21 protein-coding genes and 1 pseudogene are annotated in these 25,795 nt (G+C 38.3%); 15 read left to right on the plus strand and 7 right to left on the minus strand.

Annotation, left to right across the window (positions count from 1 at the left end; genetic code table 11):
* The first annotated feature begins 69 nt into the window (after positions 1 to 69).
* The 5 genes from F606_RS21080 to F606_RS0112555 all read left to right on the plus strand — a co-directional run bounded on the left by F606_RS21080 (position 70) and on the right by F606_RS0112555 (position 5,733).
* Positions 70 to 750 carry a GntR family transcriptional regulator gene (locus F606_RS21080; RefSeq protein ID WP_019554242.1) on the plus strand — a complete coding sequence of 227 codons (681 nt, stop codon included), beginning with the start codon at positions 70 to 72 and terminating at the stop codon, positions 748 to 750.
* 137 nt (positions 751 to 887) lie between these two features.
* A complete protein-coding gene (gene garR / locus F606_RS0112540; RefSeq protein ID WP_019554243.1) occupies positions 888 to 1,784 on the plus strand; it encodes a 2-hydroxy-3-oxopropionate reductase in 897 nt (298 codons plus the stop codon).
* A gap of 234 nt (positions 1,785 to 2,018) precedes the next feature.
* Positions 2,019 to 3,443, plus strand: coding sequence for a four-carbon acid sugar kinase family protein (locus tag F606_RS0112545; RefSeq protein ID WP_019554244.1), 1,425 nt, complete (start codon positions 2,019 to 2,021; stop codon positions 3,441 to 3,443).
* A gap of 32 nt (positions 3,444 to 3,475) precedes the next feature.
* Positions 3,476 to 4,318 (plus strand): class II fructose-bisphosphate aldolase, encoded by an 843-nt coding sequence (locus F606_RS0112550; RefSeq protein WP_019554245.1) that lies wholly within the window; start codon positions 3,476 to 3,478, stop codon positions 4,316 to 4,318.
* Between the two features lie 80 nt (positions 4,319 to 4,398).
* The gene (locus tag F606_RS0112555; RefSeq protein WP_019554246.1) at positions 4,399 to 5,733 is read left to right on the plus strand and encodes a GntT/GntP/DsdX family permease; all 1,335 of its coding nucleotides are present in this window, start codon (positions 4,399 to 4,401) and stop codon (positions 5,731 to 5,733) included.
* A 147-nt stretch (positions 5,734 to 5,880) separates the two neighbouring features.
* Here the strand turns inward: F606_RS0112555 and iolG are convergent, their stop codons facing one another.
* Entirely contained in the window at positions 5,881 to 6,906 is a 1,026-nt protein-coding gene (gene iolG, locus F606_RS0112560) for an inositol 2-dehydrogenase (RefSeq protein ID WP_019554247.1), read from the minus strand.
* Between the two features lie 346 nt (positions 6,907 to 7,252).
* Between iolG and F606_RS0112565 the strand changes: the two genes are divergently transcribed.
* Positions 7,253 to 8,143 (plus strand): AraC family transcriptional regulator, encoded by an 891-nt coding sequence (locus tag F606_RS0112565; RefSeq protein WP_019554248.1) that lies wholly within the window; start codon positions 7,253 to 7,255, stop codon positions 8,141 to 8,143.
* Positions 8,144 to 8,224: 81 nt separating this feature from the next.
* On the opposite strand, the gene F606_RS0112570 is transcribed toward F606_RS0112565, so the two are convergent.
* A complete protein-coding gene (locus tag F606_RS0112570) occupies positions 8,225 to 9,088 on the minus strand; it encodes an AraC family transcriptional regulator (protein ID WP_019554249.1) in 864 nt (287 codons plus the stop codon).
* A gap of 376 nt (positions 9,089 to 9,464) precedes the next feature.
* On the opposite strand from F606_RS0112570, the gene F606_RS21085 reads away from it, so the two are divergent.
* Positions 9,465 to 10,856 (plus strand): MFS transporter, encoded by a 1,392-nt coding sequence (locus tag F606_RS21085; protein ID WP_019554250.1) that lies wholly within the window; start codon positions 9,465 to 9,467, stop codon positions 10,854 to 10,856.
* Positions 10,857 to 10,931: 75 nt separating this feature from the next.
* Complete coding sequence (locus F606_RS0112580; protein ID WP_019554251.1) at positions 10,932 to 13,853, plus strand: metallophosphoesterase; 2,922 nt, start codon at positions 10,932 to 10,934, stop codon at positions 13,851 to 13,853.
* A gap of 174 nt (positions 13,854 to 14,027) precedes the next feature.
* Here F606_RS0112580 and F606_RS0112585 read toward each other — a convergent pair whose 3' ends face one another.
* On the minus strand, positions 14,028 to 14,693 hold the full coding sequence (locus F606_RS0112585; RefSeq protein ID WP_019554252.1) for a hypothetical protein: 666 nt from the start codon (positions 14,691 to 14,693) through the stop codon (positions 14,028 to 14,030).
* Positions 14,694 to 14,860: 167 nt separating this feature from the next.
* Between F606_RS0112585 and F606_RS0112590 the strand changes: the two genes are divergently transcribed.
* From F606_RS0112590 to F606_RS24115, 5 genes and pseudogenes are all read left to right on the plus strand, one after another.
* Entirely contained in the window at positions 14,861 to 16,564 is a 1,704-nt protein-coding gene (locus F606_RS0112590; RefSeq protein ID WP_019554253.1) for an ABC transporter ATP-binding protein/permease, read from the plus strand.
* 1,037 nt (positions 16,565 to 17,601) lie between these two features.
* Positions 17,602 to 18,504 carry a helix-turn-helix domain-containing protein gene (locus F606_RS21090; protein WP_019554255.1) on the plus strand — a complete coding sequence of 301 codons (903 nt, stop codon included), beginning with the start codon at positions 17,602 to 17,604 and terminating at the stop codon, positions 18,502 to 18,504.
* 544 nt (positions 18,505 to 19,048) lie between these two features.
* A complete protein-coding gene (locus F606_RS0112610) occupies positions 19,049 to 19,882 on the plus strand; it encodes a sugar phosphate isomerase/epimerase family protein (RefSeq protein ID WP_019554256.1) in 834 nt (277 codons plus the stop codon).
* Positions 19,883 to 19,958: 76 nt separating this feature from the next.
* A complete protein-coding gene (locus F606_RS0112615; protein ID WP_019554257.1) occupies positions 19,959 to 20,969 on the plus strand; it encodes a Gfo/Idh/MocA family protein in 1,011 nt (336 codons plus the stop codon).
* 275 nt (positions 20,970 to 21,244) lie between these two features.
* Positions 21,245 to 21,459, plus strand: a pseudogene (locus F606_RS24115) (IS5/IS1182 family transposase); the annotation flags it as partial.
* Positions 21,460 to 21,590: 131 nt separating this feature from the next.
* On the opposite strand, the gene F606_RS22730 reads toward F606_RS24115, so the two are convergent.
* From F606_RS22730 to F606_RS0112635, 3 genes are all read right to left on the minus strand, one after another.
* Positions 21,591 to 22,280: an IS4 family transposase gene (locus F606_RS22730; protein WP_071595053.1), complete on the minus strand. Its 690-nt coding sequence runs from the start codon at positions 22,278 to 22,280 to the stop codon at positions 21,591 to 21,593.
* 469 nt (positions 22,281 to 22,749) lie between these two features.
* A complete protein-coding gene (locus F606_RS0112630; protein WP_019554261.1) occupies positions 22,750 to 23,037 on the minus strand; it encodes a hypothetical protein in 288 nt (95 codons plus the stop codon).
* Entirely contained in the window at positions 23,016 to 23,342 is a 327-nt protein-coding gene (locus tag F606_RS0112635) for a hypothetical protein (protein ID WP_211210074.1), read from the minus strand. The genes F606_RS0112630 and F606_RS0112635 overlap by 22 nt, the downstream gene beginning before the upstream one ends.
* A gap of 225 nt (positions 23,343 to 23,567) precedes the next feature.
* On the opposite strand from F606_RS0112635, the gene F606_RS0112640 reads away from it, so the two are divergent.
* Both F606_RS0112640 and F606_RS0112645 read left to right on the plus strand, forming a co-directional pair.
* Positions 23,568 to 23,918 (plus strand): hypothetical protein, encoded by a 351-nt coding sequence (locus F606_RS0112640; protein ID WP_019554263.1) that lies wholly within the window; start codon positions 23,568 to 23,570, stop codon positions 23,916 to 23,918.
* 67 nt (positions 23,919 to 23,985) lie between these two features.
* Positions 23,986 to 24,393, plus strand: a complete 408-nt coding sequence (locus F606_RS0112645; protein WP_019554264.1) for a ferritin family protein — start codon at positions 23,986 to 23,988, stop codon at positions 24,391 to 24,393.
* A gap of 193 nt (positions 24,394 to 24,586) precedes the next feature.
* On the opposite strand, the gene F606_RS21965 is transcribed toward F606_RS0112645, so the two are convergent.
* Positions 24,587 to 25,708 (minus strand): glycoside hydrolase family 3 N-terminal domain-containing protein, encoded by a 1,122-nt coding sequence (locus tag F606_RS21965; protein WP_051083350.1) that lies wholly within the window; start codon positions 25,706 to 25,708, stop codon positions 24,587 to 24,589.
* Positions 25,709 to 25,795: the final 87 nt, after the last annotated feature.

Raw genomic sequence — 25,795 nt, forward strand, 5'->3', positions numbered from 1 at the left:
AGTATGCTACATACAGGTAATCAAAACGAAAGAATATAAAACAATACATAATGCGTAGTTACTCTTTTATTGCAGAAAGGCGGTGATACTATTTTACAGAGAATTTCTTTTAAAGATCAGGTTTATGAATATTTAAAAAAAGCCATTGTAAATGGTGAACTGAGTACCGGTGAAATTTACTCTGAACAGATGTTTGCTGATCAACTGCAAGTTTCAAGGACTCCTGTGCGGGAAGCTGTTTTACAGCTTAAAAATGAAAATATGCTTGAAGTTTATAATAATCGCGGTATTATGGTAAAACCGTTGTCTTTTCTTGACGCGCAGAAAATCATCCAAACACGTGTAGCCATTGAAGGCTATAGTGTACGTTATTTAACGCAGCGTGTAGAAACGGATGTTGCGCGCGAAACTTTAAAAAAAATGCAGTCGTGTCTTGATCAAGAACGAGCCGTTGAAGTGCAAGACTTAGGAATTTATGATTTTATGAAAGCCGATGTACAGTTCCATGGACTTATTATAGCCTTTACAGATAATGAATATTTTGTTAAGACGATCGATATGCTCAGATCCCGACTGGAAAAAGCAACGGTCAGTTCACTTAAAGCATATAATAGAACCAATGCCGCTTTAATTGAACATCGGGATTTACTGACAAAGATACAGAGCGGTAATGTTGACGCAGCGTATCAATCATTTGAAAAACATATGAAAATAACGGAAGAAATTATGAAACATTGCCAGTTAGACTAATTTCAAGAAAATGAAAATATAGCCTTTCATAGCAATGTTTTGTTTTTATATCTAGTGGTATGCTACATACAGGTTCATATAAAAAAGTAGTGTACAGCCTATCATTTATAAATAGAAAATATCAAGGAGGTCTTTTTATGTCAAAAGTAGGTTTTGTTGGATTAGGAATTATGGGAAAACCAATGGTATTGAATTTATTAAAAGCAGGAATTGAAACAACGGTATATGATATTAATCCGGCAGCGGTTGATGCATTAAAAGAAGCTGGGGCAAAAGGTGCAGTTTCGCCGAAAGAATTAGCAGGCGGAAATGATGTTGTTATCACAATGGTTCCAAATGCTAAGATTGTTGGCATTTTACTAGAAGGTCCTGATGGAATTTTAGCTGGTGTAAAACCAGGCACTGTCATTGTCGATATGAGTTCGGTTTCACCTGTGGATTCAAAATATTTTGCGGAACTGGCAAAGAGCAAACAATGTCCTTTCCTTGATTCTCCAGTAAGTGGTGGGGAGCCCGGTGCCATAAATGCAACGTTAGCATTTATGGTCGGTGGTGATGAAGCTGTTGTGGAACAAATCAGAGATGTTTATGAAGCAATGGGAACTTCAATTACAGTAGTTGGACCAAATGGTAGTGGTTCGGTAGCAAAGCTTGCGAACCAGATCATGGTAAATCTTAATATTGCCGCGGTTTCCGAAGCTTTGATTTTAGCCCAAAAAGCCGGCGCAGATCCGAAGAAAGTATATGAAGCAGTTCGCGGCGGACTTGCGGGCAGTACCGTACTCGATGCAAAAGCACCGATGATGTTCAATCGTAATTTTAAACCAGGCGGAACGCTTGCAATCAATTTAAAAGATATTACCAATGTTATGGATACCGCCAAAAGTCTTGAAGTACCGTTGATTCTTACAAGCCAGTTACAGCAAATTATGCTGAGCCTAAAATCCGATGGACATATTATGGATGACCATAGTGGTATTGTTCAATTTTATGAAAAAATTTCTGGCGTGGAAGTAAAAACTCCACAAAAATAAATTGTGAGTCAATTCTAGATAAGTTGCATTAAATATTTTGTATGGCAATCGTCAGGAAAGGGGTGTAGGGTTGAGTGGCGTTACGGAGGAAGCAAACGATGCCCTATACCTCTTTCCTAGCAGCCTAATAAGCTGCAATTTATATATAGCTTATAAATTATTTCAGCCTGAGCTGGCAGAATCGTCTCACTAGTCTTAGGCTGAAAATTAAATGAAAGACAGAGGAGCTTTATCATGGCAAAAATACTCAAAAGTGAATTATTTAAAGATATTCCAGTAATCGACGAAACAATGGTCGATGACACATTAAAAGATGTATTAAAAGCATTTGGTAAAAAAATTGTGGTTTTAGATGATGATCCAACAGGGGTTCAAACGGTACATGATATTTCGGTCTATACAGATTGGTCTGCAGAAAGTATTGCTGCCGGTTTTGCCGAAAAAAATTCGATGTTCTTTATCTTAACGAATTCACGCGCTTTTTCAACAGCCGAAACCGAACTTGTTCATCGTGATATTGCGAATCGTATAGCAAGCGAAGCTAAAAAAACGCAGCAGGAATTTATGATTATCAGCCGTAGTGATTCTACGCTGCGGGGACATTATCCATTAGAAACACAGATACTTGAAAGCACAGTTGCAAAAAATTCCGGTGTACAGACGGATGGTGAAGTTATCATGCCATTTTTTAAAGAAGGCGGACGTTTTACAATCAATAATATTCATTATGTACAGGAAGATGAATATTTAGTTCCAGCAGGTGAAACGGAATTTGCGAAGGATAAAACTTTTGCTTATACAGCTTCTAATCTAGGTGAGTATATAGAAGAGAAAACAAAAGGAGCATACAAAGCGGCGGATACAACGTATATATCGCTTACAGATATCAGAAAATTTAAAATTCAAGAAATTACCAATCAACTCTTAAAAGTAGAAAATTTCAATAAAGTTATTGTTAATGCTGTCGATTATGTTGATGTGAAAGTGTTTGCAATTGCTTTGATTCAAGCGATGCGTAAGGGAAAAACATTTATGTTTAGAACTGCTGCTGCATTTACTAAAGTCATTGGTGGCGTTACAGATCAACCGCTTTTAACGAAAAAAGAATTGGTTGAAACGGGGAACACAAATGGTGGTCTGGTAATTGTTGGTTCACATGTACAAAAAACAACCCAGCAGTTAGCTGAACTACAAAAATGTGATTATATTAAATTTATTGAATTTAACCATTTATTAGTTTTGCAGCCAGAAAATTTAGAACTTGAATTAAAACGCATTATTAGTGAAGCCGAAAGCGATATTAAAAACGGACAAGCGGTTGTTGTCTTTACTGGCAGAAAAAGATTGGATGTTGGTTCGGAGGAAGAATCACTCAAAGTATCTGTTAAGATTTCCGAAGCAATTACCAGTATCGTTCAGCGTTTGTCAATCAAACCTGGGTTTTTAATAGCAAAAGGCGGTATTACATCTAGTGATGTTGGAACAAAAGGTCTTGGCGTGAAAAAAGCGCAAGTTTTAGGACAGGTGAAACCAGGTATTCCCGTTTGGAAAACAGGCAGTGAAAGTAAATTCCCTAATATGTCTTATATTATTTTCCCCGGCAATGTTGGAGCGGTTGAAACACTGCGTGAAGTAGTAGACATGCTGAATGATCGTTAAACTTTTAATTTTATTTTAATGAAGGAGTTTTTATGTTACTGAATTTAAAAGATATATTAGAGTATGCCAAGGTCAATCAATCGGCGATTGGTTCCTTCAATGTTTATAATTTAGAATCTATTCAGGCTGTCGTACAGGCAGCCTTGGCTGCAAAACAACCTGTTATTATATCGTTTGGCGAATCGTATACTTCACATGCACCAATCGAAGTTATTGCCGAAATTGTCAAAATATACTGTATTAAATCAGATGTGCCATTTTGTTTGCACTTAGATCATAGCAAAGAATTAGCAACGATAATGAAAGCAATTCGTGCTGGCTTTACCTCGATCATGTATGATGGATCGGCTTTACCCCTTAATGAAAATATACGAAGAAGTCGCCAAGTTGTGGAATTGTCGCATTTGGTGGGTGTGAGTGTTGAAGGTGAATTAGGGTATATGAATAATGAAGATGGAACATCACCGGATGGCTTATGTTTGGCGGAGGGTTACACAACCGTTGCAGCGGCTAAAGAATATACGGAGCAATCTGGAGTAGATGCATTAGCTATCGCAATTGGTAATGCGCATGGTATCTATAAAGGTATTCCCACCCTTGATTTTCTAAGACTGGAAGAGATTAAGCGAACTATCAAGGTGCCGATTGTTTTGCATGGCAGCTCTGGTATTCCATTGGATTCTCTGCGTAAGGCAATTTCCTTAGGTGTGCGGAAAATCAATATTAATACGGAAGTATCAACAAAAGGAATTCAAACGGCACGATCATTTTTAGCAGACCATCTCGATAAAAATACTCGTTTCGAGATATTGGCAAAAGCCGTTGAAGGCGCCATGTCTCAAACCGTAGCAGACTATATCAATTTGTTTAAATAAATGAGATCGACAATGCACCATATGTTAAAATTATGTTTTTACAAATGCGTAGGCGTTCGGCGATATAGGAGGATTTTGTGATGGAAACCACATTTTTAGTTTTTACTTTGTTTACAGCAATCTTGTTAGTTGTATTTTTGATAATGAAAATGCATTTGCATGCATTTGTTAGTTTGATTGTTGCTTGTATGTATGTAGGGTTTATGACAGGGATGCCTTTGGTTAAGATTTGTGCATCCATTGAAGCGGGAATGGGCAGTACGCTTGGCTTTTTGGCGACGGTTCTGGGGCTTGGCAGTATTTTAGGTAAAATGCTGGAAACTTCAGGCGGGGCTGAACGTTTGGCACGGACGTTGATTGATAAGCTCGGGAAGCAGCGGGCAAATTGGGCTATGATGGTCGTTGGTCTGATTACAGGGATTCCTGTGTTTTTTCAAGTAGGATTTGTATTATTGATACCATTGGTTATTAGTGTAGCTAGGGCTACAGGGATGTCAATTGTAGCAATCGGTATTCCAATGGGCGTATCTCTGCAGATTGTTCATTGCATGCTGCCGCCGCATCCGGCTGCTATGGCCATTGCTGCGACACTCAATGCTGATATTGGTAAAGTGATTATGCTGGGGCTTTTGGTCTGTGTTGTATCCGCTACAATTGCCGGACCAATTTGGACGAAATTCATTAAAAATGGTATTAAAGTAGATCTTCCATCCTTAACGACACCAATAAAAGAAATAGCGGATAAAGATCTGCCTGCTTTTGGCATTACTTTATTTACGATTTTATTACCAATGCTTATTATGGTTTCAAAAACAATTTTTGATTTAAGTTCATTAAAAACATCAGAATTTGCTCCGATTGTGAATTTTATCGGTAATCCGATTACCGCCTTAATGATTTCAGCTTTTTTTGCTTATTGGTCTTTAGGCTTGGCACGTGGCTTTAAAATGCCGGAACTTTTAAAATTTACCGATCAATCCTTTGCTCCGGTTGCGGGTATATTGCTTGTTATTGGTGCTGGCGGGGCGTTTAACCGAGTATTGATTGATAGTGGCCTAGGCGTGGAACTTGGCAAAGTTCTTACGGGGCTAGACCTAAGTCCATTGATTCTAGCTTGGATCGTAGCGGCAGTTATGCGCTTTTCCGTTGGTTCGGCTACCGTTGCAATGATGACGTCAGCTGGTATAGTAATGCCAATGCTGGTGCAATATCCGAATCTTGATCCGGCTTTTGTTGCTTTAGCTGTAGGCTCGGGCGCAATCTGTTTTTCACATGTAACAGATTCTGGATTTTGGATTGTTAAAGAATATTTTGGCTTAACGGTTGCCGATGCATTAAAATCTTATACATTAGCGACTTGTATTGCATCTCTGGTTGCAATTAGCATGACAGTCATGTTATCAAAAATTATTTAATGAGGATAAGTGAGGAATCAGACGATGAAGTCTGAAGTTACAATCATACGTATTGGTGATCTCGTTCAATTCGCTTAAAGAAATAAGTAAAAACCGCTGAGATAGTTTCAGCGGTTTTTACTTTATAAAGATGTGGTTATTTTATTTTTATAAACCATAAACAGCGCGGATTTCTTTAAGTGAAACGGGACGATTTTCCGCTACGGATTTTTGTGCTGCTAAACCAATAAGTACGGGTTCTAGCCCATCTTGGGCAGTTACCAGAGTTGGCGTATCTTTGACAATTGCATTAACAAAGGCTGCAATTTCATCAGCATAGGCATTCATGTAACGTTCCAAAAAGAAAAAGAGTGGTTTTTCAGCTACTACACCATTTTTGCCACTGAATACTGCATTGGAACTTGAATCATTTTGAATGGAAATTGCCCCGTTTGTTCCAAATACTTCGGCTCGTTGGTCATAACCATAACAAGCTTGACGGCAGTTATCAATGACAGCTGTTGCACCATTGGCAAGTTTTAAAGTTATGATGGCAGTATCGACATCACCGGCTTGACCGATAGCAGGGTCGACTGTAACCGAGCCTGCAGCATAAACTTCTTCTACTTCCGAGCCGGATAGGTAGCGGACCATGTCAAAATCATGAATGGTCATATCGAGGAACATACCGCCAGAAATTTTTACATAGTCAATGGATGGTGGTTCCGGGTCGCGTGAGGTGATTTTTATAATTTGTTGCTTGCCGATTTGACCAGCGGCTACCGCTTCCTGAATTGCTTTAAAGTTATGGTCAAAACGACGATTAAAACCTACTTGATATTTTTTGCCGGAAGTTTCAACTACTTTAAGAACTTCCTTGATTTTTTTAATACTGTGATCGATTGGTTTTTCACAAAAAACGTGTTTACCAGCTTGGAGTGCTTCAATAGAAAGAGGTGAATGCTGATCGGTTGATGCACAGATTAATACAGCATCAATTGTTGGATCCGCCAATATTTTTTTATAATCCGTATAGGTTTCTTTTATGCCGAGGGAGTTTGCCCAAGCTATTGAGTTTTCATTCAAGAATGGGTCTGCTACCGCCTTTACTTGAGCATTTTTTACATGATTGGAAATACTTTCTCCATGAACGCGGCCGATGCGGCCTACGCCAATAATACCAATGTTAATCATAATTTTTATTCCGCCTTTCAAAATAAGTTCCGTTTTTGCGAAGCTCCTTGATTTTGTTTGCCAGTATTCATTTTACTGGCTATTATCTTTGATTTTTGGTAATATAAGAATAGAGTGATTCAAAAGATGATAACTTTATTGTTATATTATATGTTTGTTTTGATTATCTTTATGTTTAAGTATACGGTGAAATAACAAAGATTACCTCTAGTATTTTGCTTTTTTTGCAAAGAAAAACATTGATTTTTCAGCTCTTTTAATGAGTTTGCTAAATATACTCCAAATTATTGCTTTGTTTGTAAATAAATATTAGAATTTTCGATTAACTATAGAGTGGGTGATTCGTTTGCTGCAGTATTTTGTCAAAGAAAAATTGTCATCGATTTTTCTGGGAGATCAAAATCCGGAACTTTTATACGTATGTGAAGTCGATCCTGTGCATGCTAAAATGCCGCGGACAATGCATGTACATGAAGATCGGGTGGAAATTGTTTTGATTGTAGAAGGTTTTGGTGACTATACGATTCATAATAATAAATATCATGTACAAAAAGGCGATTTATTATTTTTTAATAGTGGTGTTATTCATGATGAGGCAGTTTGTGAAGATCAGAATATTTTAACATACTGTGCTGCTATTAAAAATCTTCAAATTACGGGTTTGGAAAAAAATGAAATTTTATCGAATTTGATGTGTCCGGTTATTCACTTGGACCAAGATTTTGAAAAAGTAAAACAAATATTTTTGCTGCTTTGCGATACAGTGAAAGAAGAAACGAACTGCAAGACGGAAATGAGCCATTACCTGATGCGGGCTTTCGTTGTGAAAGTTCATGATTGTATCGAAAAATATGAAGTGCCGATGGCACCAATTCCGTATAATTTAGGTATTCAGATTAAACAGTATATTGATGCGCATTATCTAGAAGATTTGAATTTAAGTAAAATTTCGGAGGCTTTACATATAAATACATATTATTTATCACATGTTTTTAAAGAAATGGTAGGTTATTCTCCCATGCAATATGTAATGCGCCGTCGTGTGGGCGAAGCACAAAACTTGTTACTCAATACGGAGGATAGTATTACAAAAATCGCCATGTGGGTGGGTTATAATAACTCTAATTATTTTCAACTGGTTTTTAGTACAATTGTTGGAATGTCACCGGGACGTTATCGTAAATCGTGGGTGAAAGAAACGGACACCCCAGAATTTTTTGATAAAACAGGAAAATAAAAAGTTCTTTGTCGTTAAAGTAAGTACAATTTGTTTAACGGCAAAGAACTTTTTTGTATGTTAATCGATAAAAGCAGTCTACTATTTAGAAGAATTATTTAACCATGATTTACGGTACTTTCCGGGAGGCATACCAACCATGGTATTGAAGACTACTTGAAAATAATTTGAATTGTTGTATCCGCTCATTAAGGCAATCTGTGTGATACTGTAATCGGTATTGATGAGGAGGTTTTGGGCTTCACCAATACGGCGATGAATAACATATTGCATGGGTGAGTATCCCACTATTTTTTTAAATACATGAGATAGATAATATGTATTAACACGAATGGCGGTTGAGATGGTTGAGAGATTAATATCTTCGAGATAATGTTCATCAATATATTCCTTGATTCGTAAGCCGAGGTTATAATCTTCACCTTCTAACACGACTTTATTATTATCGATTAAGATCCGGCATAGGACTAATAAAGACCGCATTGTGCAGTTCCCAATTTCGGCGGCCCCAGGTTCTAAATTATGTTCAACGAAATAAGCCAAAATTGAAAAAAACTGATGTATGCGTGAAAAAAGCATGCCGCTTTGGAGAACTGGACACATAGTATTGGGCAACAATTGATTTTCAGCTAAACTTTTTAAACGAAGTTTTTTGATGCCAATACAATAGGTACTTATAGAATTCTGTTCATTGTTTTCATTGTGAAGAATACCGCTGTTGATAAAAATAAGATCTCCTTTTTTTATTTCATAGGAGTGATTATTAATGGTATAGGTTCCCTGCCCGTGACGAATAAAAATAATTTCTGCTAAATCGTGATGAACATGGAATGTTCGAGGCAGGGGCGTGGTCGTTTGACTTGTTTTGCCGATGTAGGCTAAAGCCGGTACGCTGTTCAGCTCAAAAATTGTGGTGAATGTCTCCTGGGCAAAATATTGTGACATAAAAATATCTCCCTTCTGATTAATTATATAGACACGGTTTGTACTATTGAATGCTGCAGTTTTTAAGATTTTACAAAAAGAGCAAAAATTTAAAGTATTTTGTCTTTTTTGCTTATAAAATAGCAAGAATTCAAAGATACAGTATTCAAACTGTCTCTATAATGAGAATCAGAGGACAAGAAGTACACATAATATAATATTAAATGTTTCAAAATATGATCATGATGAAACTATTTATATTATACTAACAAAAATGCCAGAGAAAAGCCACTTAATTTTCTATTGAAAATTAATATCTTGCGCATAACTGACAAAGATCTTATGTATCATTTACTTACTGTATGATTATTGAAATTTTAAGAGGAGGTCTATTTTTATGTTAAAATGGTTTTTAACAGGTAAGCAGCAATCCAAAATCACAGATCCAACGATGGTGAGAAAAATGTTTCGTAGTGCCAGAATACAAGGTGTCACAGCGATGATTCTTGGGTATGGCATGTATTATGTTATGCGAATGACCTTGGGGGTTGTAAAAAAACCAATGATTGAAGCTGGTTTTACACCGACAGAACTTGGACAAATCGGTGCAGCCATGCTTATTGCTATCGCTGTCGGGAAATGTTTGAATGGGTTTATTGCGGATCGCTGCAATATAAAAAAAATTGTGCCAATTGGGTTATTGGGGGCGGCAATTGTAAATTTCATTTTGGGATTTTCTAGCCAATATTGGATTTTTTTAGCTTTATGGTTTGTAAATGGCTGGTTTCAATCGATGGGGTCAGCACCATGTATTGTTTCTTTGGCGCAATGGTATTCAAAAAGCCAGCTAGCCACGTATTATGGTGTATTCAGTATTGCTCATTATATCGGAGAAGGTGCAACATATTTTGGAACGGCGATGCTTGTGGTTGCTTTTGGCTGGCATGCAGCCTTTTTTGTTCCGGGAATTGCTTGTATTGTTTTAGCCTTTATCATGTATCGTTATATGTATGATCGTCCCGAAGCTTATGGACTGCCTTCAGCAAATGAATTTGAAGGTGAAGTTCTTCAGGAAAAAAAAGAAAAAGAAAAAACAACACGGGATGCACAATTAGAAGTTATAAAAAACCCATATGTCTGGTTGATTGCTCTTTCGGCAACTTGTCTTGGGATAGCAAGATACTCAATGAGCAGCTGGGGGGTTATATTCTTACAAGAATATAAAGCGTATTCTCTCGTGACAGCTGGTAGTATAATGGCTTTATCACCTTTAATGGGAGGTGTTGGTTCATTCTTTTCTGGCATTATTTCGGATAAGATATTCAAAGCAAATCATGCTTTGACGACGATTGTTTTTGGTTGTATGATGCTGGTTGGAATTATAGGTTTTTGTTATACACCAGCAGGCAGTCCTTGGATTGATATGCTATGGATTTCGGTTTTTGGATTTGGGTTAGGGGTTATTTTGTGTTTTGTTGGCGGCATGCTTGCGGTGGATCTTTGCTCACGTAAAGCGACAGGTGCCGCCATGGGAACAATTGGGTTATTATCTTATGGTGGTGCAGCGGCACAAGATTTGATTAATGGGTTACTTATGGATGCCGCTAAGACGGTTGTAGATGGTCAGGTGATTTATCATTTTGAAAATATCATGCTTTTTTGGATTGGTGCAGTTGCGCTTATGACAATTCTTATTGTTCCGACGCTATGGGCTAAAAAAGTAAAGCACAATGAAAGTTCCAACAATAAGAATTTAGATGAGAAACTGCAAAAGGAAACGCAGGCATAAAGATTAAAATTTTAACAAGGCTGTACATCAGGGCTTTACACAAATTAGACGATGCAGTAACGGGGAGGCAGCAATATGAATAGCAATTTTTTTATACTAAATGGACCGTATTTATTGGACCCGGCAGCATCACATATGACGATTGCCTGGGAAACAAACTCTCCGGTGGATATTCAAGTGATTTATGGTGAACAAGAATTTTTAAATCAGACGATGACACCGAATTTTGAACGTGGAATTCCATATGAAGATAATAATAAGGGAAATTGTCTTTATACAGCAGTTTTACGTGATTTAAAGCCGGATACAAAATATATGTATCAAATTAAATTGCATTCTGGTGCGATGGAATCAGGAACTTTTAAAACGTTAGAAAAACAACCAAATGAACTAAAAATTGTAATGCTAAGTGATTCACATCTTTTTCATACAGAAAAACAGTTTTCAGATATGGTGGAACGGATAAAGCCGGAATTTATCATCCATAGTGGAGATATTTCTTTTGGAACAGGCTACCAACATGAACAATATGTAAATAATTGGTTTAAGAAAATACCAGAGTTGTTAAAGCATATACCCGTTTTTTATATTCCGGGTAATCATGATGATGGACCATTTTATGATGAGTTTTTTACAAAACCACAGGCGAAAACATGTCGATGTGATGAAACCGGTCGCACATATTCGTTTGATTGCGGCAAAACACATTTTACGCTAGTAGATAGCAACTCTTGGGGTCTGTTTGAAATGAATGCAATTAATTCTGGGGTGGAGGCAGATGCCAAAACAAAGCGGACCATCCAGCAGACATTGAATTGGATTAAGCAGGATTTGGCGAGTGAAGCTGCGGCAAACGCAGCTTGGCGTGTACTGGTTCTTCATCACCCGTATACAGATGAATTTAATAATCGTTATATTGTGCCGGTTGCTGAAGCTTATAATGTAAATTTGGTGATCGGGGGGCACCTGCATTATTATGTAAAAACAGTATCAATTGATCCTAAAGTTGGTGCTAAAACAGTTTATATTAGTCAAGGCAGTACGCAGGAACCGGAATGTGAGCTGGATACGGGCGGAGGAGAACATCGCCTATTAGAAGAGTTTCCGGAAGTTGTAGCGATGGGAAAAAGTAATTACACATTACTTACTATTGAAGAAGAACATTTGCAATGTGAAACATATGGATTTTCACAGCAATCAGGAAATGAAGCACTTGTGGATCGTGTGCTTTTAGTTCATGATGAACCTAAAATTTCAATTTCCAAAGTTGAAATTCGCCGTATTGATAATAATGGAAAGGTTGAAATTAAAGGAATTGCTGAAAATATTGGTCGGGGTTTGGCCGAGGTGACATTACAGCTTTTTGACAATAATGTGGAAAATATCATGAATTTATTTGGACCTGTGGACAAAGAAAGAGTCATTGTTTTAAATGAAAAAGAAAAGCGCAGCTTTACAATGCTGTATAGAGCAGTTAATCAAGGTCAGCATGAAATTAAAGTCCAAAATGTCAGTGAAAATATCACGGTTTTTGAGCCAGAACAGTTGACATTTCAGTATATGAAACTTACGTTAGATCATGTTAAACATGCAAGTCTGCTTATGGCAAGCATTGAAGCAACGAATAATTTGGATCGGGAGATTTTTGTTCCCGTCCATTTATATATTGATCAAAGAATTGCTGAAACTAAAAATATATTTTTTCGGGGGCACGAAAAAAAACAGGTTGATTTTTGTTATAAATTTTATCAGGGTGGAAGTTATCAGGTTAGTATTGCGGATCAATTGCCGCGTGATATTAAAATTCCTGGACCGATTCGGATCATACCAAGAATTCAGGATAAATCAGGGCAGGGAAACTATGCACTTTTGCATGGCAATCCAAAAGTGATCACAAGACCCGACAAAGTTGAGATTTGTCTGGAGCAATATGGTGATTATATTGAGATACCGGCGCGACCCAATTTGCGAGTAAAGAATGCTTTTAGTGGAATGGTTTGGGCAAATGTAGATCGTTTGGCCAAGCAGAACGAAATGGGGCATAATCCTTTAATGGTAAAGGGTAAATCGGTTGGCTGGGGAGCAACTTATTTAATGAGGATGGTTGTTGAACGTGCGGGTGGACTCAAATGGGGGACTTGCCATGATATTACAGAATATTCATGGCAGGGCGGTATGGTCAACTTGAACCAATGGACACAATATACATTGACTTTTGATAAGCAAATAGGGGGGAATTCATATTGTAATGGAAAACGTGTGGCCCATGTTTCAGGAATTGCTGTTGATACCAAACTGCGAAATTGGGAAAATGAACCAATTTTTATTGGATACTCCTATATAGGTCATGTGATAACAGAAATTGATAGACCTAAATATTTTACGCATCTTCCGGCAAAAATAAGTCAAGTCCGCTTTTATAAAGATCATTTATCAGAACAAGAAAATCGACAGATTTATGAACAGCCGCAAAAAGCTGGCATAAAGGCTGAGAAAATGGCAGTGTGGCTTGATTTTCATGATATTTTAACAGTGGGGACACATACAACGGAATGGTGTCATCCAGCTGTATTTGATCCAGCATATAAGACTGAAAAAAAATATTGGAACTTTAAACAGTTGAAAACAAAAGCAAAACTCCCGTTGCAAGCAGGAATGAAAGCGAGTGTTGAGGTATCAGATGATGGTGCTTCCATTAAAGCACGTCAACAAATTATTCTTAAAAATGGAACAAACTATATTGTTTTAGAAGGTTTGCCACCAGCTCAGTACATTCGTATTGTCACTGAATTTTCAGCTGAAGTAGGGTCAGAAGGTACATTTATTCCTGAATTACAGGAATATCAAATCAGTGCTTTCAATGAAACGGATTTTACCGAAATGTTTTGGTCAACACAAGAAGATTGGCAACGGGGCAAGTTTACCGGGGCAGTTGGGTTTGAACCAATTGACAGATTATCTGATTTTCCAGAGTATACGGATGTTATACACGGTTGAGGCCCTCTTCATCATTTTGTGATGATTATATAGCCGCTGTAAAAATTTTATAGCGGCACTTTTTTTAACGAACAATGGATTTGTAATCAATAAACATGGATACAAAACAAAATAAAGCAGCCATTTGAACAGTCTGTTAAGTAACCAGTAAATAGTTCAAAATGGCTGCTTTATTTATTTTTCATCAGGGAGTGTTAAATTTTCCTTAAGTACGGAAACTTCGTCGGCAATGGTGAGAGGGGCAGGGGCGCCGATCGTCATGATTCGTTCGAGTATTTGTACTTGTTCATCATGGCTTTTGGTCTTGAGGTTAGCTGGATCAACAGCAGCTTTTGACTTTGTTATAACATCTGTTTGCATTGTAATATAATTACTCGTTTTCTCAATTATTTTTGCGGTTAGAGTATAATTTGTATCTTCTAAACTTTCGGGAGGTTTTTGCTGGAAAAATTTATTTTTAAGTGTAAGCGATTGTTCTTGTAATTGCGTCAATCGTAGATAGACGGTTTGAATGCTGATGTCATCATTTTTAAAAGACTGTAGTATTTTATCATATTGCTGCCAGTTACTATCCAGAAGGTCGATGTCTTTTTTATAATTGGTATACCAATCAATAAAAGTGTGCTGCTGTTGGAGAATTTGATTTTTTTGTTCAATTGTCAGTGCTGTTTCTGGTGTTGTAACGTGCGTCATCAAGACAAAAATAGATGCACCCAAAATGCTAATAAGAAAGAGCGCAATCATTTTTTTGCTGCGGAATTCAATGTAAATAGCATACCCAATCAAGATTAGGGTAATGAAAATTGCAGTTTTGGCTGAGGTGTAGGATAAAATTTCCATAATAATATCTCCTATATCATAAAGTGTCTTCGTTTATTTTATCATATTTAGCTTATTTATATATAGTTGAAGGGATATTTCTTGCGATAATGTTCAATAAAGTTTATACTAGGAGATATTTACAGTGGATTTGATTTATAGATAGAGGGAAAGCTTGGTGTGGAGTAATGAATAAGAAGTTCTTGGCTGATTTTTGGCGGCTGTTTAAAGGATATTGGAGTTCAGATGAAAAGTGGAAGGCGCGAGGTTTATTGGGGGCCGTTATTGTACTTAATTTTGCCGCAGTTTATATTTTAGTGTTGCTCAATCAATGGTATAACACTTTCTATACTGCCTTGCAGGATTATAATTATGAAGCATTCTGGCCGCTGATTGGGCGGTTCACGTTGCTGGCTGTTGGTCATATCGCCATTGCTGTTTATGCAATTTATCTTCGGCAAATGGTCGAGATAAAGTGGCGGACCTGGATGACAACTCGTTATTTAGAGCATTGGATGGATAAGCAGACTTATTATAAATTACAAATCTTAGACTATGATACAGATAATCCCGATCAACGTATTTCGGAAGATATCAATCAGTTTGTGAGCTTGACATTACAGTTGGCATTGGGTTTTTTGAAACAAACCGCTACATTAGGTGCTTTTGTCATGATCCTTTGGAATTTATCAGGAATCATTCGGGTGCCGTTTGGTGGTTACGAATTTATCATATATGGATATATGGTATGGTTATCTTTGATTTATGCAATTATGGGTACCTATTTAACGCACCGGGTAGGTCGCGAATTGATTCATTTAAATTATGATCAGCAGCGTTATGAAGCTGATTTTCGTTTCAATATGGTGCGAGTTCGAGAAAATGGTGAAAGTATAGCCTTTTATCGTGGCGAAGAGCCCGAAAAAACTGGGTTTTCGGAACGGTTTGCTAAGGTCATAAAAAATTATTGGAGTTTGATGCGTCGAGAAAAAGCCTTGACCTGGTTTACAGCCGGGTATGGACAATTGGCGATAATTTTCCCGCTCTTATTTGCTGCACCGCGTTATTTTGCCAAAGAAATGGCTTTGGGTGGGCTTATGCAGACGACCAGTGCTTTTGGTAGAGTACAGGATGCTTTATCATTTTTTGTTGATGCCTATACATCCGTAGCGCAATGGCTTGCCGTTGTAAAACGTCTGGTCGGTTTTACGGAACATATGCAATTGGTGGAAAATGTGCAATCAGACTTGCAATTTAAGAAAAATGGTCAAGTGATTGCGATTGAGGATTTAACGGTGGACCTTCCCAACGGGCAGGCACTTTTGAAAAATTGCAGCTTTGTCTTAAAGCAAGGTGATAAGCTTTTGATTACGGGAGCTTCTGGATGTGGGAAGAGTACTTTGATGCGGACGATTGCGGGTATTTGGCCATTTGGTAAAGGCAATATTACCATTCCTTTAGGAACGAGCCGGTTGTTCTTACCACAGCGGCCATATTTGCCATTGGGAAATCTTAGAACTGTCTTGTTTTATCCCGAGAAAAACATTGCGGTGAGTGATCATGAAATCCAGAATGTTTTGCAGCTTTGCCAGTTGGGACAATTGATCAATAGGCTGGATGTTGTGGAGGATTGGTCGAGAATTTTATCTTTGGGAGAACAGCAGCGCATTGCCTTTGCGCGCGTATTACTGATTCGTCCAGATTGGACATTTTTAGATGAAGCTTCATCGGCATTGGATGAAGCAACTGAAAAAATCATGTATCAACTGCTGGCTGAAAATTTGCCACAGATGGTGATGATAAGTATTGGTCATCGTGATACGCTCAAACAGCATCATCAAACAAAGCTGCATCTTACGGGTGATGGTGCTTTCATATTAGGAAATATATAAATAAAAATAAAAACGGGGCTGTCGCACGTTACAAAAACGTGCGGCAACTTTTTTTTGCAAAAAAAGAACTTACAGGATTTTAATCGTCTGAGAGTACGTGTAAAATTTAAGTATGCAAAAAAGCAAATCAAGAAAAATCAGGCGGTACTGTGGAAGATTCTGGAAATCATTATATATGCTCACATGAACTGTATTCGTAACTCCCGCAAAATAGAGCAGGCCTACAGACGAGACCTCAATTTCATGTTTCTCCTTGAGGATAAGCACCTCCGAATCATGCGACTATTTCCAACTTTCGTATTCATCTGGCATAAAAATGACATACGCAGAACCGGGGCAAAAATTTAAAATAGTGTCGGACTATTCGTATGCAATAAAATATCTAAAGAAATTTCATCTGATTTTGATTGACTTTTGTTAGCAGGTTTTTATGTTTGTTTTATAAAAATTAATTATTGACTATATTGGTGCAATTACATTATAATGCAATTAAATTAATATCATAATATAATCAATATATTAATAATTTATTAGCTATTTTTGAATTTAAAATCCATTTTTATTCAAAATATACTCATTGAGTAACTTTGTGTATTTTGAATTTAAATTTATAGAATAGGAGATGAAATGTTATGACAGTGTATTTATTAGGAATGGTATTCCTTGATTGCTGGGGGAATTTTGGATATAGTTAATAAATCGGATAATATTCTTGTCAAAATCAGTGAATCGAAAGCTGGGACTGAAAGCGTATTGAAAGAGATTTCTACACATACTTTTCAAGAATAGACGGAAGATCATAATTGAGTTAAAATACGTAATGCGATTTCATCATTAATATTTGTAATTACGTTTGCCAGTTTTATATTTCCTTTCTTTTCGATGGGAATAATAGTTTGTTTTCACAAGATCATGCTTTAATAAATATACAATCCACTCTGCAGTTTTTACATCTGTTACTACTGTCGTTACGGTGCGTTTTTTGTTAAAATGTAGGTAGGAAAGTTAATTATTTGGCAGTAAAGAGGTATCAAAGTATGACTGTAGTTTACTATAATAAAAATGTGTTCCAGCCGGAGTTTTCCGAAAAGGAGCTGCAACTGCTCTATGTTTGTTATGCGGACCAGGAGCAGACGAGTATGCCAGCAGCATTTCATTCACATGAACATCATCTTGAGTTACAGTATATTAGCAAAGGAGGCGGCAATATTCGCATTGGAAATCGGGTGTATGACGTGCGGGCTGGTGATATGGTTGTTTATAACAGCGGTATGTTACATGATGAATGTGCAGACCCAAAAGAAGGTCTCTGGTTCTATAACTGCGGCCTCATGGGTTTACAGCTGGCTGGTTTACCAGAAAACCATCTGCTAGAGGAAGCAGCTTCGCCGATATTGCATACTGGAATGATGAGCGGACGTATATTGGCGTTGTTCGATGCTTTATATGATCAGATTCTGGAAGGGCGGATGCAGGGCGGAGCCGTTTGTCATTATTTAATGTATGCACTCTTGGTCATGCTGTTGCATCAGGTGCCGCACGAACCAGAAGAACAGAAGAACAATAAAGATAGTTTGTTCTTCGAGCTTAAAGGTTATATCGATCAGCATTATTTGGAGGAGGTTACGGTGGAGGAACTCAGCGTTCGGGCACATATGAGTACATCGAGTTTTGCTCATCAGTTTAAGAAGCGTTCGGGGTTTTCGCCCATTCAATACATTATTCGGCGGCGTATTGGTCGGGCACAAAGTTTGCTCATCAGTACCGACCTTTCGATTACCGAGGTTAGTGAAAGCGCAGGCTATGATAGTATTAGCTATTTCAATAACCAGTTCAAAAAAATTGTGGGAATGTCACCGCAAAGCTATCGAAAATATAGAGTGGGCGCTAATCAATATAAACAACTCAATCAAATTTACGAATTGTGGCAGAAAAAATGAGTGGGTTGGATATGTTTTTTGCAGAAAAGTGCAAAACTTGGGGTTTGCACTCTTTTTTTTGCTTAAAAACGAACAGAAAAAACAAAGTATTTTTCTGAATATTACATTATAATTAACTTAATGTGTATTGCACAAACCATAAGTCTTCTAGAGTAACTGAAGTTATAGTAAATGCGTGAGTATTGCAAAACGCTTGTTGAACTGATTGAGATGGTGAGGAGAAATTGAGTTATATCACCACAAGGTGGGGCGAATTGTTCAAAATTGAAGTTGAACATTATCATGACCAAAGATGATTGTTACCCAAAGCGAACGCGGCAGATAAAATCTATAGAAACAGTGATAATCTGGTTATACTGCAAGGAAAAAGAATGATGTTTATCCTTGTACTTATCTAAAGTAACAATGATAGCGCTGTTGGTTTCTACATTGAATATGGTTTTTAGAGGCTTAAACTGGGAGATATTAAAAAAACAGTTTTTGTGTAGTAAGCATTAATTTATAAATTGTGCACAGAAAAGAACAAAAAGGAGATTGAAAAACAATGAGATTGAGTATGAATGAAGCTACAGTTTTGGAAAAATCCAATTTGGAAAAAGATTTGGCGCTTTGTGAGAAATATGGCTATGACATGATCGAACTGCGCACGATGGATTGCTTACCCGATTATTTGAAAACGCATACGATTGATGATCTGGGAGAGTATTTCAAAACGCACCATGTAAAGCCATTGGCTTTTAATACGCTTTGCTTTTTTAACAACCGTACACCAGAAGATTATCAGAAAGTTCTGGCAGAACTTCACCAGATGTGTGCGTGGGGGAAGAAGATTGGCTGCAAAACTGTTATTACAGTACCGACTGTTGATCTTAAAAAAGTTACGCGTACGGAAATCCATGAATCCGCTGTGAAATGCCTGAAGGAAATGGGGAAGATTGCTGCGAGCTATGAAATGCGTATATCGGTAGAATTCATCGGTCATCCTGCAGCATCTATTAATACGTTTGGTGAAGCATATTCGGTCATCGAGGAAGTTGCTATGGATAATGTCGGCATTACTCTTGATTGTTTCCATTTTCATGGAATGAATTCCAACGTTGAAGATCTGGCAAAGGCCGATGGCAAAAAAATCTTTATCGTTCATCTCAATGATACAGAGGATTTTCCAATTGGCTCTCTGTTGGATGAAGACCGTGTATGGCCAGGAACGGGCTGTATAAATCTTGATGAAATTTTCCAGAATCTTAAGAAGATTGGCTGGAATGCGGATATTGTATCGCTCGAGCTTTTCCGCCCAGAATATTACAAGATGAATCCAGATGAAGTCTATCGCATTGGTAAAGAAAAATCAGAGACTGTTATTAAAAGAAATTTTTAAGGAATGGTGAATTTATCAGCGATCCCTAAAATACACAGAAATAAAAAATACGATAAGTCTAGAGGAGGAAATTATTATGTTAAATGTAGGTGTTATTGGTTGCGGCGGAATGGGCAGAGATCATATTAAACGTCTGACGGAAAGAACTCAGGGGGCAAAGGTTGTCGCTGTGGCTGATATGGTGGATGAGCTGGCTAAGAAAGGTGCTGCAGTTGCTGGTGTAGACTGCAAAATTTATAAAGATGCGATCGATCTAATCAATGATCCTGAGGTCAATGCGGTATTTATCATTACCCCTGGCTTTGCACATAAAGCAGCATTGCTGCTAGCAATTAAAGCAGGTAAGCGGATTTTCTGCGAGAAACCATTGTGTACGACAGCTGAGGATTGTTTGGAGGTTATTGATGCTGAGGTTAAATCCGGTAAACATCTCATCCAACTAGGATTCATGCGCCGCTATGATAAGGGCTATCTACAAGTAAAGGAAGCCATTAAATCCGGTCATTATGGTGAACCACTAATGGTACATTGCACGCATCGCAATCCGGAAGTTGGCACGAACTATGACACGCCGATGGCAGTACATGACACCGCTATTCATGAAATTGATGTTATTCATTGGCTCGTAGGTGATGACTTTGTGTCGGCACAGGTTCTAATGCCGCGTGTAACAAAATATTCCCATTCAAAACTTCAGGACCCGCAAATTATGCTGTTGCGCACGAAAAATGGCATCTGTGTTGATAATGAAGTATTTGTTAATTGCAAATTCGGTTACGATATCAATTGCGAAGTGGTTTGTGAAGATGGTGCCATCAAGATGCCGAACCCGGCTTACCCGAGCATCCGTAAGAATGCAGCAGCTGCGACAACTATCGATACGGACTGTTTCGTGAGATTCCACGATGCCTATGATGCTGAAGTCCAGAGCTGGGTCAATGATGCGGAAAAAAATATCATTGGTGGACCGACAACATGGGATGGCTATCTTGCAGCGATTACAGCAGATGCTTTAGTAAGAGCACAGACGAGCGGTGCTATCGAAAAAATCAAACCAGCTATAGAAAAACCAGGCTTTTATAAATAAAGTAGCACATATGAATTTTTGCATTGAATCTTGCTCAAATTCAGCGCCAAAATCGACAATGCGATCATGAATTAATTATAATATATACAAGATTTTTCTAAGGTTCCGCAGTTTAATTTATATTGCAGGTCCGAGCGAAGACGCACATTTTATGGCTTGTATACAAGGAAGGATAAAAGTGTCTGTCGCACGTTATAAAAGCGTGCGGCAGTTTTTTTGCAAAAAAAAGAACTCTCAGGCTTTTAATAGTCTGAGAGTACGTGTAAAATTTAAGTATGCAAAAACCAAATATTACACCAAAAGGTATACACCTTTTGGGAGTTCTTATCAATTGCATCTTCCATTAAATATCAAATTTAGAATTCCAAAGGATGACCCAGTCCGCCTACTGCGCTACTTTGTTGAAGGGATGGATTTATCAGAGCTTTACCATACATATTCTCATATCGAAAAAAATCAGGCGACGCCACGGCAGAGGCTGGAAATCCTTAAAAGCACAGTGCATTCATGGGAATCACAGCAAGATGCCTTTAGAAGCACAAACCAAGCATTTGAAATCTCAAAGACTTTCTAGCAGAAACGGGCAGAAGATTTGGAACGCATTACGTCAAAGAAAGGGATTCAACTTGAGCAATGCACATAGACGTAGCGGACAGGAAGTGTCTTGCCGTCCTTCACAGCTTCCGCTTCTACGGAAAGCAGATATTTAGCACGGCCACGGCATTTCGTATTTTGCTGGTAAATTGCTTTAACATCCTGCATCTTGCCCTGGTAACGGTAATGCATCTTGCTGGTTTTCTTGGCCATAGCGATGACGTCAAAACCAATATCCTTTATGGCTGTTAATGAAGCTGGAGCGCAGAACCATGTGTCAAACAAGACATGCTGTGCAGAAATGCCAGCAGCCTTTGTTTCTTTGAGCAGCTTTAGGACAACATCCGTTGCTTTCAGCTGTGCCAGCTTGCGTTGCCTACCTCCGTTGGTACGTGGATCTACTTTAGTCGAAGCTTCATTGATCCGATTTTTCTGATTCGCCGTAGACAAAAGGCAATGGCTGACCGGCAGGAAGGTATTGCCATCTGACCATCCGGGAGTGAGCATACGGAAGCCGAAGGTGTAAAGACCATGAGCATGGGCGAATACCTTCGCCAACAGCTCGACTTTTTTCGAACGAGACCGGCTAAAGATAGAGTCAGCGATGATAAGTACATTGCGTCTCTTCTCGTCAGTCAATGGCTCAATAGAGTGCCGGATGATACTGAAACTCAGCAGTGTAGTGAACTTGCGCCAATTCGTATGGCAGGAATTCATGAAACGGTAGAACGTATCCTTGCCGAATGCAGCGTGTCCGGATATAGATTCATCTGCATATAGAGAGACTTGTGCTGGAATACGATGCTGACGGCCAGCAGGAAAATCTGCATAGCTGGAATTCCCTTGATTTTGCCGAAAGGCATTCGTCTGATGTGTTGTCTTGTGTTATACTTTTCATAGCATGAGCCTCCATTTGTATGGTTTTATTTCGCAATTTTATTATACAAAATGGTTGTGGTTCATGCTAATAGAACGGTCACAAAGATAGAATTTTTAAGGCTCATAGGCGATTATTTATCTGCGAAGTTTGAGATTTTAACTATTATTCTATTATTTTAGTACTAATTTAATGTTTTTTATAGTTTTTTTTAATTTTTCAACGCAAAATAGACTGTCTAAGAAAATTTCTATGTTTCTCAGACAATCTTATTTATTCCAGTGTTCAAGCTATAATCTGATTGAAGACTTATCCTTCGGCTCGCAACGCATGAATGACCGTTTTTGCCAAAAATTCTTTATTTGACTTCAACCTTCCCATCACGTTTATCACAAAGAGTCCTCTTTTGCTGCAGTAAATAAAGCTTTCATACTGAGTGCCAAAACTGACGCTGTACCAAAAAAGCAGCATAGCGATCGATAATGCTGCTACAATATGAATGGCATCTTTCGTCTGAGGTATACTGCCGACGGAAGATGCCATAAATGCCACATACAACCATGAAAAAGAATACCCTAATCCACCAAGACCAAACATAAAGAAAAAACTTTTTTAGATAAGTCCGAAATATTGAGCTGCGCCAAAATTGCTATCAAAACTAATGCTGCTGTTCCAACTGCTGCTGCATGCATGTGGGCCCGCTGTAACATTTTCCAAGAACTCTCAACAATCGCCGATATCTTTTGTGGATCATTCTGGTAAATAGTCGTCAAACCTGGCTGAGCTGCTGCCGTCCAAGCATCTTTGATCTGTGCTTCGGCACCACCCATAGCAGCGCCAAGAACAAATCCCAATAAATTTGTTAACACAGCTAATGTAATACCCCATTTTACCGACATCAAATTTTTCAGCAGGTAAGACATCCCCTTAAAATTTTATGGACTAATATTTTATCTATTATAATCAATAATATACCTTGTTTTTGAAAATTAAAGGAGAGTCCGGGAAAAATGATCAACAAAAACAAACATTATTTTTTGCAATCAAATACAAAAGCATGCAATAAAATCGACACAGCTGCGTCTTTCTGAGAGAAATGTATTATAAATAGAAATGGAGAGTTGAAAATGATAGAAATAGATCCTAGTGTAATAAAAGCTTTTGAATTAATGTGGGGCAGTTTCCCCGAACCAGTTACCCTGGTACATAAAAGCCGCACCGTAGTTGCAATAAATGAAGCCTGCCGCGGCATGCGTGAAGTGGGTATGAATTGTGCAAAGCAGGGAACTCCAGAAGCACATCGTGGCTGCCTGGCAAATCAGGCCTTAAAATCCGGCAAAGCGACTTATGTTAAAGGAGAGTATGCCGGCCGCAAGATGGTTTCTTATTGGCTGCCACTTAATGGTTATCCTGAATTATTTGTGCATTTTGGTGTTGGTATTACCATTGATTATGATGCAGCAATGAAACAAGCCTAAAACAACATCCCAACTGCATAAACCCACATTAGAATGGAAAAAACGATCTTTGAAGGAGAAATGAACCATGAGTTTATATAAAATCACTAAAGGAACGGCTCTGGAAAAACAAGTAGATTCTTACATGAAAGCGGAAGCACATGGCGTGATGCTCTATTATGCACTCAGTCGTTTAGCTAAAGAACAAGGCCTCAACGATCTAGCCGAAACGCTTATAACGATTGCCAACGATGAAGCCCGTCATGCTGGTTTATATGCAGTATTAAATGGAGAAGTTCCACAGGATATTTTTGCTATGCTGGCGCAGGTTCAAAAAGCCGAAGAAGCTGGCGCTGTCCAAATTGCCAAAATTGCTGCAACAGCGCGTACACTTGGCTTAGATGCAGCCGCTGCTGAAATTGATGCCGGCGCAAAAGATGAAGAACGTCATGGGGTGATTTTAGCGAAAATCCTTAAAGACTATGCTAAAGCTTAAAAAATGATCATGACAAAAAAGCCTTATAGAAATTGCAATAACTCAATTTCTATAAGGCTTTTTTGCGTTTTGCAGGTGAATTACGACTTTTCTTTAATAATCCTAAAAGTATTGTTATGGCTGTTAGGATTTATTAATATGGGTCAGCTTTACTTGAAGTATCCTCCGACCGCATCATCAACTCGGTCTCGGCTTAACCGATCGTCACGCAGTGCTTGCAGCATGCCATTATAAGCAGCGATTTCATGATCGTATTCATGGCAGACCAGCACGATATCCGCTCCGGCATGGCTGCCCGCACACCAAGTTCATCAAAAGAATAAAGTTTTGCTACAGCGCCCATTTCCATATCATCCGTGATAATCAAACCATTGAAACGCAGCTGTTGACGCAAAATATCCTGCATAATAGCATGCGAGAGACTCGTTGGATTTTCGGCATCGAGAGCCGGATATTTTAAATGTGAAACCATGATAAAAAAATCACTATTATCTATAGAATTGATAATGAACCTAAATGGTGTGATATCTTCTTTTTCCAACTTATCACGTGTCACCATAATCTCTGAAGACATCAAATGCGAATCCACTTTCGATTTGCCGATACCCGGAAAATGTTTCAGACTAAACAACAGCTGATCGGCCTGATAAGCTCCAGCCGCCGCGACAAATTTTGCAGCCTGCTGCGGATCTTTACTGTACGAACGGCCATGTGACAATCCTAGATCGGCATCCGGTGCAAAATTCACATTGATACCTAATGCCTTGATTTCAGCTGCTGTCTTGTGAGCATAATCAGCCACGGCTTGTTCATCTCCAGATTGTCCCAACTTTTCAGCTTCCGGTGCCACGGTCAAATACTGTAACATACGGACAACCTGACCGCCTTCTTCGTCAACAGCAATAAAAAGCGGCAAATCTTCCGCCTGTTTGGCTTCTTTCTGCAAATCAGCAGTAAGTTTCTGCACTTGCTGGGGTGTGTCCATGTTCCAATCGAATAAAATGATACCACCTATATTGTACTTATTCAAACTATAGCGTAAATTATCATCGACATTCTGTCCCTGTATGCCAATCATAAGCATCTGCCCAATTTTCTGACCGTCTGACATTTTACTGAGAACGCCTTCGACCTGCTCATCAATCGTCAGCTGTTTAACCGCCTTCACCGTGGCTGGCTTAGCAGTCTCTTCTACAATTCCAAACTGAACCGCTAAATTATGCCCCTGACTGCTATTCGCCGCAAAATGGCCAAAAACGATCGCTAAAATGAGCATTCCCAGACCACCAATAACAATGATTTTTTTCTTATTCATAATAGTATTGCCCTTGCCTTATCCGATACCATCAGTATCACTACGTCTATAAAAACATTTCGTCAGAAAAAGCATATATATATAGAA

It is taken from the genome of Propionispira raffinosivorans DSM 20765, from assembly GCF_000381065.1.
GTDB classification, from domain to species: domain Bacteria; phylum Bacillota; class Negativicutes; order Selenomonadales; family Selenomonadaceae; genus Propionispira; species Propionispira raffinosivorans.

Excerpts from the sequence above, each read along its gene's own strand:
- garR (WP_019554243.1), top strand. The coding sequence starts at position 888 with ATGTCAAAAGTAGGTTTTGTTGGATTAGGAATTATGGGAAAACCAATG.
- F606_RS0112615 (WP_019554257.1), top strand. The coding sequence starts at position 19,959 with ATGTTAAATGTAGGTGTTATTGGTTGCGGCGGAATGGGCAGAGATCAT.
- F606_RS0112570 (WP_019554249.1), bottom strand. The coding sequence starts at position 9,088 with ATGTCACAATATTTTGCCCAGGAGACATTCACCACAATTTTTGAGCTG.
- F606_RS0112610 (WP_019554256.1), top strand. The coding sequence starts at position 19,049 with ATGAGATTGAGTATGAATGAAGCTACAGTTTTGGAAAAATCCAATTTG.
- F606_RS0112545 (WP_019554244.1), top strand. The coding sequence starts at position 2,019 with ATGGCAAAAATACTCAAAAGTGAATTATTTAAAGATATTCCAGTAATC.
- F606_RS21085 (WP_019554250.1), top strand. The coding sequence starts at position 9,465 with ATGTTAAAATGGTTTTTAACAGGTAAGCAGCAATCCAAAATCACAGAT.
- F606_RS21090 (WP_019554255.1), top strand. The coding sequence starts at position 17,602 with ATGACTGTAGTTTACTATAATAAAAATGTGTTCCAGCCGGAGTTTTCC.
- F606_RS0112580 (WP_019554251.1), top strand. The coding sequence starts at position 10,932 with ATGAATAGCAATTTTTTTATACTAAATGGACCGTATTTATTGGACCCG.
- F606_RS0112590 (WP_019554253.1), top strand. The coding sequence starts at position 14,861 with ATGAATAAGAAGTTCTTGGCTGATTTTTGGCGGCTGTTTAAAGGATAT.
- F606_RS0112640 (WP_019554263.1), top strand. The coding sequence starts at position 23,568 with ATGATAGAAATAGATCCTAGTGTAATAAAAGCTTTTGAATTAATGTGG.
- iolG (WP_019554247.1), bottom strand. The coding sequence starts at position 6,906 with ATGATTAACATTGGTATTATTGGCGTAGGCCGCATCGGCCGCGTTCAT.
- F606_RS0112630 (WP_019554261.1), bottom strand. The coding sequence starts at position 23,037 with ATGTTTGGTCTTGGTGGATTAGGGTATTCTTTTTCATGGTTGTATGTG.
- F606_RS0112550 (WP_019554245.1), top strand. The coding sequence starts at position 3,476 with ATGTTACTGAATTTAAAAGATATATTAGAGTATGCCAAGGTCAATCAA.
- F606_RS0112555 (WP_019554246.1), top strand. The coding sequence starts at position 4,399 with ATGGAAACCACATTTTTAGTTTTTACTTTGTTTACAGCAATCTTGTTA.
- F606_RS21965 (WP_051083350.1), bottom strand. The coding sequence starts at position 25,708 with ATGAATAAGAAAAAAATCATTGTTATTGGTGGTCTGGGAATGCTCATT.
- F606_RS22730 (WP_071595053.1), bottom strand. The coding sequence starts at position 22,280 with ATGAATTCCTGCCATACGAATTGGCGCAAGTTCACTACACTGCTGAGT.
- F606_RS0112645 (WP_019554264.1), top strand. The coding sequence starts at position 23,986 with ATGAGTTTATATAAAATCACTAAAGGAACGGCTCTGGAAAAACAAGTA.
- F606_RS0112585 (WP_019554252.1), bottom strand. The coding sequence starts at position 14,693 with ATGGAAATTTTATCCTACACCTCAGCCAAAACTGCAATTTTCATTACC.